The following is a 7,380-nucleotide window of genomic DNA, read 5'->3' on the forward strand; positions in this document are numbered from 1 at the left end:
TGCGCCAGAGTGAGCTGATCGCCAAAGGCGCTGTGGCAATCAATGCGGTGGATGGCCTGCACATCGAGGTTAAGCAGGTTAATCAGCAGACGGTGAGCCAGGCGATTGATGCGATGGTCAAGGCTGATCCTGAACTGGCTTGGCTGAAGGATGCTGAAAAGCGGGGGGATGTTGATTGGAAGCTGGTGAAGGAGGCGCATGACTCCTTTAAGTACAGTAATTCCGGGTTGGGTGCAGGCGCGCAACTGGTCCTCGCCATTGCATTGGCAGTCGCACTAGGCCCTGCGGGTCTTGGATTATCTAGCACTGAAGCCGCTTTTGTGGGAAGTCTGGCCAACACCGGCATAAATAGTGCGATCTCAAACAAAGGCAATATTGGTGCTGCGCTTGAAGATACGTTCAGCGGCAGTAGCCTTAAAAATGCTACGGTTGCCGCACTCACTGCTGACGTCGGTCAGACTTTCAACTTTGATCCAACGGTGCTAAACGCAAATACTGTAATTGCGGCGGGTGAAACAGCACTCGCAAATGCGTTTATCACCACAGTTCTCCAAGGCGGAAGTCTTGGGAAAAACTTTCTTGGTGCGCTGGCTGGAGAAGGCGTGACTATTGCGGGTGCAACGCTAGCCAACAGCATCAGTGGTTCATCATTTGCTGGCGGCAAAATAACAAAGGTTGGCCTTCATGCAATGTTGGGCGGATTACTGTCGATGGCTCAAGGCGGTGATTTTGCGACTGGAGCGCTTGCGGCTGGCGGTGATGAAGCGCTCGTTGAAGCGGTGGCCAGCGTGGTGGCGCCAAACACGTTGAACGGAACAGCTACAGCAGAACAACAAAAAGCTGAGAGCGCCAAATTGTTGGGTGTGTCTCAGCTGATCGGCGTTCTTGCAGCGGCTGCGACAGGTGGCAAGCTGAACGTTGGAGCAGCTGTTGCAGCCAATGCAACCGAATACAACTTTCTCGGGCCGGTTTCACAGGCGCGACGCGATGCAGACCGTGAAGCGATGAAAAACGGCAATGCTACTGCGGAGCAAAAGGCGGAATTTGTTAGCGCATGGCAGAGCGATCAACGAAGTGACTTTCTTCTCGACAAGCTACACACCGATCAGCCGCTAACTAATGCTGAGCGAGAGGAGCTCAATAACGACTTTAAATCTTATCTCGATGAAATGGCTGGTCAGGTAGGTATCCCAGCTGCCCAGAATGCCTTATCCGGCCTGCAACAGAATGGTGCGTACAAAATTTACGATTATCCATTTGCAGGCACCGCAGAACAGAAGGCAGCGTGGACGGCCGCCAATTCGCAGACGATTCAGGACTTCTTTCAGACTCAGGTTCGACCGCGCTCCGAGGACGAGCATCTCTATAACAGCATTGGCCACAGCGCTCAGATCGCCGCCGCCCAAGAGGACGACGCCAGGATTGGGCAACTCGCTTTCTTGCTCGAAGAAGAGATGGCGATTAAGATCTCGATCGCCGCAAAGGTTTTTGCTGACGGGGTTGGAGCAGCCGGCGCAGCGGAAGGTGCTTTAATTGGTGGTGCAAAAGGTATTTCTCCGGTTGTCACCGCAGAGGGAAAAATTGGAGATGCGGCATTTACTGATGTAAACCAAACAGCTCGTCCAGTAGCTCAGGCAAATCCAGATGAGCCAACTCTGATAGCTGATCGAGTAACGGCCAAAACTGAAGCAACAGGAAAATCTTTGCCGAATGGAAATATGGCTGACGCTCATGCAGAAATTGGCGTCATACAGCAGGCATATAATGCTGGCAAGACTCAAGGTGCTGATATGGCTATGAGCGTTGCAGGTAAAGATGTATGTGGATTTTGCAAAGGTGATATAGCGGCCGCTGCGGAAAAATCCGGATTGAGTTCTTTGACTATTCAAGCGATAGACGACGTAACTGGATTACCAAAAAAATATAATTGGGTGCCGGGAATGCGGTCGATTAAGGAGGTGCTATGAGTATGGTTTTTGGCGGCTATATTGTTGACGCTGATGGATATCGCCATCAGTTAGAAGCTATCATGGATCCCGAAGAATTGGATGTTCGAGGGGTATTGACTTCCATTGGTAAAGGCTCCGGCGTTATCAAGATGCGGTGCGAGTCTGAATCTGAAGGTCGCCCCTATGAATTGGCGCTTTATGTTGAAAGTGAAAGTTTTTTTCTGATGCTTAGCGAGTATGATAAAGATGGTGAGCATGTCGTCAGAGCTATGACTGATCTCAACTCAAAAAACGAACTCGTCAGCATTTTAGGGGAGATGTATCCTGCTAGAGCGGTCACACATGATGTGGAAATTGTTTGTTCTATTTTTATCGAGTTTGCTCGTTCAGGAAATGTGTCTGTGGATATCATGGCGTAAGTTTCACTAAATATCGTCTGACTAGTTGGTGCAAAAGGTGTAGAGGCGGCAGCTGGTGACTTGGCCGCTAATCCAGCAACCTCATTAAGACAAAGCAATGGGGTTGCGCTGAATCCAAATCTACCTGATCCTGTTGCTGGCCTCTATTACATCCCAAAAACACTTTCCTCATCCAATCCAAATATCGCAAATTCTCAAATCAACGGTTACGTGGGCGAATTGAAGTTGGCGAACGATATTGCAAACATTCCCAGTGAAACGGTGGTTAGATACGGTGATGCCATCGGTACGCACGGCGCGGATGTGATCTCAGTCAACTCAGCTACCGGCTGGGTTTCTCTGTGGGATAACAAATTTCGTAGCAGCGCTCAAAATGTGCATTCTTCTCCAACGTTTACGCCAGGTTCGAATGCGCTGAATGGTGCAGTCTCCGACGCGCAGACAGCAATCAGAAATTCTAATCTGCCGGATGCAGTAAAGCAGCAAGCCATTCAAAACTTAAGGGATGGTAATTTCAGTGCCAATACAGTTGGCTCTGGTGCTGCAAGAAATTCAACACCTGTAAGATTTTGCGGAAATAATCCATGTTGAGGATAACTTATGCTCTTTGATCCGATCAAAACACGGTTTAATGGTTTTAGTGACGCTATGCTTAAATGGCAATTGGAGGCACAGTATGATCCAGCGCGGCCAATGGGGAATGTTGCCAAGTCTGATTTGTCCGATGTGATTTCAGCTTGGCTTGTAGGCCTCCACGGCGAGATTGCCCCCGTAATCCGCCGCTCACTGCAATGGATAGATAAGGCAATAGAAGTCGATGAGGCGTTCGGGCCAGACATTAATGGTCACAGAACAACCTTGCACTGGGCCAAAGCTTTGGGTGAATGGATGGACACGGGCTGGAATTCTGAAGGTGAGTGGGGGCTGGCACGTGTGTATGAGGAAGCTCGTTGGCGTTACGAAAAACGCCCGTGGTCAACGCATGATATCGTCAAAACTGGCTTAGATGACTACATGGCTTTTGCATATCAGGCCGGGGAGCATGACGAAGGCTTTGAGTCAGGTGTTGAGATGTATCAGCGTTGGAATGGTAAAAAAGAGATTTTGTTATCCGGCGTTTTGAAGCCTCAAGACTTTGGTTATGCTTTGTGTCTTCATCGAACAACTCTTCAGGATTTTGATGAGGACGAACTTTTTAGGGCCGGCAGAAAAATGCTTCAAGCCAATTTACAAAAAACTTGGTTGGGTGGTGGGCAATATATTCGTGCAGCAACATGGCTTAAAATTGTTTACTGGCACAATGACGAAACCTTGACGCCGTTGCAGACTGTTTTGAAAGCTTACGAAGACATGCCCAAAGTGCCTCGTCCTGATTTTGTTTCAGTGGGATAGGTTTTGATATCTAATTTATTTAGCAGATTGATAATGGGGGGCGGCCCCTTTCTTCAATCGATAAAAGGGGACGGACCCCTTTTTACTCGCAAGGTCAAAAAATAGCTGATGTCCCCGTATTAAAGGGGCGGACCCCTTGATTTTTTCAGAGAACAATCTAATGGTTAGCCGGCTGCGAACAGCTCTAGCTGATGGGATATCAATAGAAGGCGCAGATGCAAGCTTCTATATTCGCGAGTTATCTGAGTCCACTATGATGAGTAGAGGGTTGGATTACAGTACTGCACACCAAGGGGCACAGGGTAATTATGAAGTTTCCCCATATAGCGTTTATCATCCGGACGTCATTAACGCTATCAATGCTGCTGAGCCCGGATCTTTCATTCCTAACTGGTTGTAATTTTGGGGGCAGCAATGATGATAAGTGGTCGTGTTGGGCGATTTGGACGATTCCGTCTTTGGTGTGATGAGCCTCATCCTCATGTTGTTGATTGTAAATGGCGAGGTCCTGATGGATCTGGTTTAGATTCTACAGGTGATAAAAATAAATCACCTGAATTGCGCAATATAGTACTTGAGGTTATGAATCCCAGAGGTGCGCGCTCTTTGTATGCGCTACTTGGTCTACATTACCAATCTTCAGGGGGGAGTCTTAAAATAAATGTCATTAGCGACTCTTCGACTTGTGCGATTTATAAAGGCTCACTTATTGATGGTTTTGAAGTGGCACATGTGGGTTTGCCAGTTGAGTACGCAAAGGCGTCGATCGCTGGTTTGAAGCAGGGGCTCGCCAAAGATGTTAATGCTAATCAAGGTCAGATAGATATTTGTTGTGCTGCATATGGAGATGTTTCTTCAAGTGAACAGTTTTTTGAGAGAGTAGGCTTTGCGCTGGCTCACCTGTTGCGGTTGTCATATCAGGATCTCACAGAAGATATGGTTAATTCTTTTTTTACGAATTAGCTCTATACCAGGCCTTCAGAATATATCCCACAGCGATAAAAGGGGACGGACCCCTTTTTATCCAGTGTTCAGTATCCGTTGCAAGGGCAAACTCTCGATTCTGATGAAAGTCTTGGAAATGGGCATGTTGTTGTCTACGGTCCTGAGGGGCGTGCACTATATGATGTGTCTAGCTCTCGGATTAAGGTGGTCGGATGGAACCAAGCTCCGTAGATAAAAGGTGACAGACCCCTTAATCCATTAACCTCGCAGGGTGTCGCATATGCGCAAGTTACTCATAAGCATCCGGGATTTGGTGTTTTAATACGTGTTTTCCCCGGATTTCATAATGAACAGCCAAAAGATTTTTCGGTTGTTGTTGATGGTGAACCACAATTTTCCGCATTTTTTGTTGTTCAAAGTGCGGTGAATCAAGGCCCTTCTATCCGCTGTGGCAAATGTTCCGGTTCCCGAAAGGTTACAAGTGTCTCCTACGTTTCGTTTCAGGAATGGCGGGCCGGGAGGCTCTATTTGGCTTTGGAATGGAAGCGAAGCACTTCGGCTGGAGAGAGAGATTAGCTCGGAAGAGCTGAACCATTCCACAAGAGGAATTATCAGTGCGCCATTGCTTGTTGAGCGTATTGAAAAGAATTACAGAGCCGAGACCCATGAGGTTTGGTGAGTTTTAGAAGTTTCAACTTGATCTGACATTTTCGACACCGGCCTTGCGCCGGTGTTTTTGGGATAAAAGAGGACAGACCCCTTAATCCGAAGACTTCCTCACTGGGAAGCCACTGCTTGTCGGACTCGGCGTAGGTTTGGCAGATTCGGGTTTGAGCTCACTCAATAGTGCCTCAAATCTAGTGAAGCACCCCGCGGAAAGCGTTTATGCGATGCAGGAGTTCCTTGCCACCACGTCTGGTCGACAGCTTCTTGGTACTGCCGCCGAGTCGTTAGATGTGCAGTTGAACCAAATTGCCGTTGCCTTGCAGGAGGGGGGGGGCGCTAACGCCGAGCAGTTGGGGACAAGCTTGGGACTCGCCGCCTCAATTTTTGTCAGTGCATTGGCGGGTGGGCAGACCAACGTAGCGCAGGCCGCTTCAGAATTGTCGAAGATGGGCATTGATCTGACGAGCAATGCTGTCAAGACAGCCGTAGCAGGGTATAAAGCAAAATCGCTGGAGACGAAGCTAGCCAAGCTTGAGGCGGTCGGGCGGGATTTGGATGTGCCTGATGCTCCGAATCCCGTTGAAACTCCGCCGAAGCCGAAGCCCACACCTCAAAACGACGGGTCTGATACCCTTGCGATCGGTGCAAAAGGGCCGTGCCAGGTTACCCCTGATGCAATAAGCCCCCCAAGCTCAGCTTAGTTGAAGACCTGTTTGAAGAATAAAAGGGGACGGACCCCTTTGATCTAAAGTTGCTAGCGATACCGGCCAACCTTTGAATCTCGTTGTGAGTCCTAGAACAAATACCGTTTCGGGCGAACTCATGCGGCAAGTGAGAAGTACCGGCGGTGATGTCTATAGATACAATCCAAGTACTGGGGAGTTGACGAAGTTTTGAATATGAAATCATATATGCAGATTGCAATCAGAACCAAAGCAGAGACAACTAATTGGCGGGTTGGTGAAGAGTTGATCGACTCACTAAATGTAGACGGGGGATTACTTGCTCCTGAGCAGGTTTCGCATAATGCAGATAAATTTGTAGACGCCTTTATGGGAAAAAATGAGAGTAAGGGAATCTGGGCATCAAAGGCATCCATCCGAATAAACGGTGCTCTATCAGATTTTTATCAGGATTTCGCTTGGCGACGAAAGAAAACACTCAAATGTTCTGGTAGTGTCGTGCATACAGCGCGCAACGCAAGGGGGCAACTCGTTCCTGGTTCAGTCAGCTTCCGCTCCGCCGTCAGTGCTAAGATTGACTGGTATTCGCTCCTCAAAGAATGGTGCAAATTATTTCCACCACAATTAGGCATGCTTCATCACTTTACTAACCCTGAGCTTGGCGCTCACGAAAAGTATGATAGTTTTCAACTGGGGTCATTCAACTCAGCACTGAAGCCAGATGTGCCGAATATGGGTTGGGCAATGTTTTTTGGAGAGGAGTTCGCCGCGGAGGTGGACTTTGATCGGATCGCCGCCTCAGGTTTTTTGATAGAAAGCTTAAGTCATGGGTATTTGGTAAGGGTTACAGAGAATATTCAAGATGTAGCAGAAGACTTTTTGTTGTTTTCAAGTCGTCGAGCTGAACTTAAGAAGTTGTTCCGCAAAGACTTGTTTTTAGTAAAAGATGAGATTGTAAAGTGAAGCGTCGGGATTGAAGTACAGACGATAAAAGGGTATGGGCTCATTTGTTCTTCAATCTCACAGGTGAGAGCTGTTGCGCGGAGTGCACTTAAGTAAGGCTAAATATTGATTTCGCTTAAAGCATTATGACGGATTAGATACTTTTGCCGGCCAGAACCTCGACAACGTCGGCACCCTCAAAGCCAGGCGCAACCTGTCGGCCACCGCCGGCAATGACCTGGTAAACAGCGGCCTGATTTCAGCCGGCAACCGCCTGGACCTGCTCGCGGGCAACGACGTCATCAACAAAGCGGGCGGCATCATCGCCGGTCGCGACGTCACCGTGACCGCCATCGGCGGCGATGTCACCAACGAGCGCAGCGT

At 48.5% G+C, this 7,380-nt stretch carries 7 protein-coding genes and 1 pseudogene; all 8 read left to right on the forward strand.

Annotated features, from left to right (window positions below):
- Positions 1 to 1,967: cytidine deaminase-like fold-containing protein (locus BMY98_RS27475; protein WP_217648337.1), on the forward strand; the 1,967-nt coding region annotated here is incomplete at its 5' end.
- On the forward strand, positions 1,964 to 2,368 hold the full coding sequence (locus BMY98_RS26225) for a DUF6911 family protein (RefSeq protein ID WP_074893684.1): 405 nt from the start codon (positions 1,964 to 1,966) through the stop codon (positions 2,366 to 2,368). The genes BMY98_RS27475 and BMY98_RS26225, both read left to right, overlap by 4 nt.
- 60 nt (positions 2,369 to 2,428) lie before the next feature.
- Positions 2,429 to 2,959, forward strand: a complete 531-nt coding sequence (locus tag BMY98_RS27135) for a lipase chaperone (protein WP_139214587.1) — start codon at positions 2,429 to 2,431, stop codon at positions 2,957 to 2,959.
- Between the two features lie 9 nt (positions 2,960 to 2,968).
- Positions 2,969 to 3,760, forward strand: a complete 792-nt coding sequence (locus tag BMY98_RS26230; RefSeq protein WP_074893686.1) for a hypothetical protein — start codon at positions 2,969 to 2,971, stop codon at positions 3,758 to 3,760.
- Positions 3,761 to 4,174: 414 nt separating this feature from the next.
- Positions 4,175 to 4,723 carry a hypothetical protein gene (locus BMY98_RS27140; RefSeq protein WP_139214588.1) on the forward strand — a complete coding sequence of 183 codons (549 nt, stop codon included), beginning with the start codon at positions 4,175 to 4,177 and terminating at the stop codon, positions 4,721 to 4,723.
- 812 nt (positions 4,724 to 5,535) lie between these two features.
- Entirely contained in the window at positions 5,536 to 6,072 is a 537-nt protein-coding gene (locus BMY98_RS26245) for a hypothetical protein (RefSeq protein WP_139214589.1), read from the forward strand.
- A gap of 210 nt (positions 6,073 to 6,282) precedes the next feature.
- A complete protein-coding gene (locus BMY98_RS26250; protein WP_245760127.1) occupies positions 6,283 to 7,017 on the forward strand; it encodes a hypothetical protein in 735 nt (244 codons plus the stop codon).
- 145 nt (positions 7,018 to 7,162) lie between these two features.
- Positions 7,163 to 7,380, forward strand: a pseudogene (locus tag BMY98_RS28240) (hemagglutinin repeat-containing protein); the annotation flags it as partial.

It is taken from the genome of Pseudomonas graminis, from assembly GCF_900111735.1.
GTDB classification, from domain to species: Bacteria; Pseudomonadota; Gammaproteobacteria; order Pseudomonadales; family Pseudomonadaceae; genus Aquipseudomonas; species Aquipseudomonas graminis.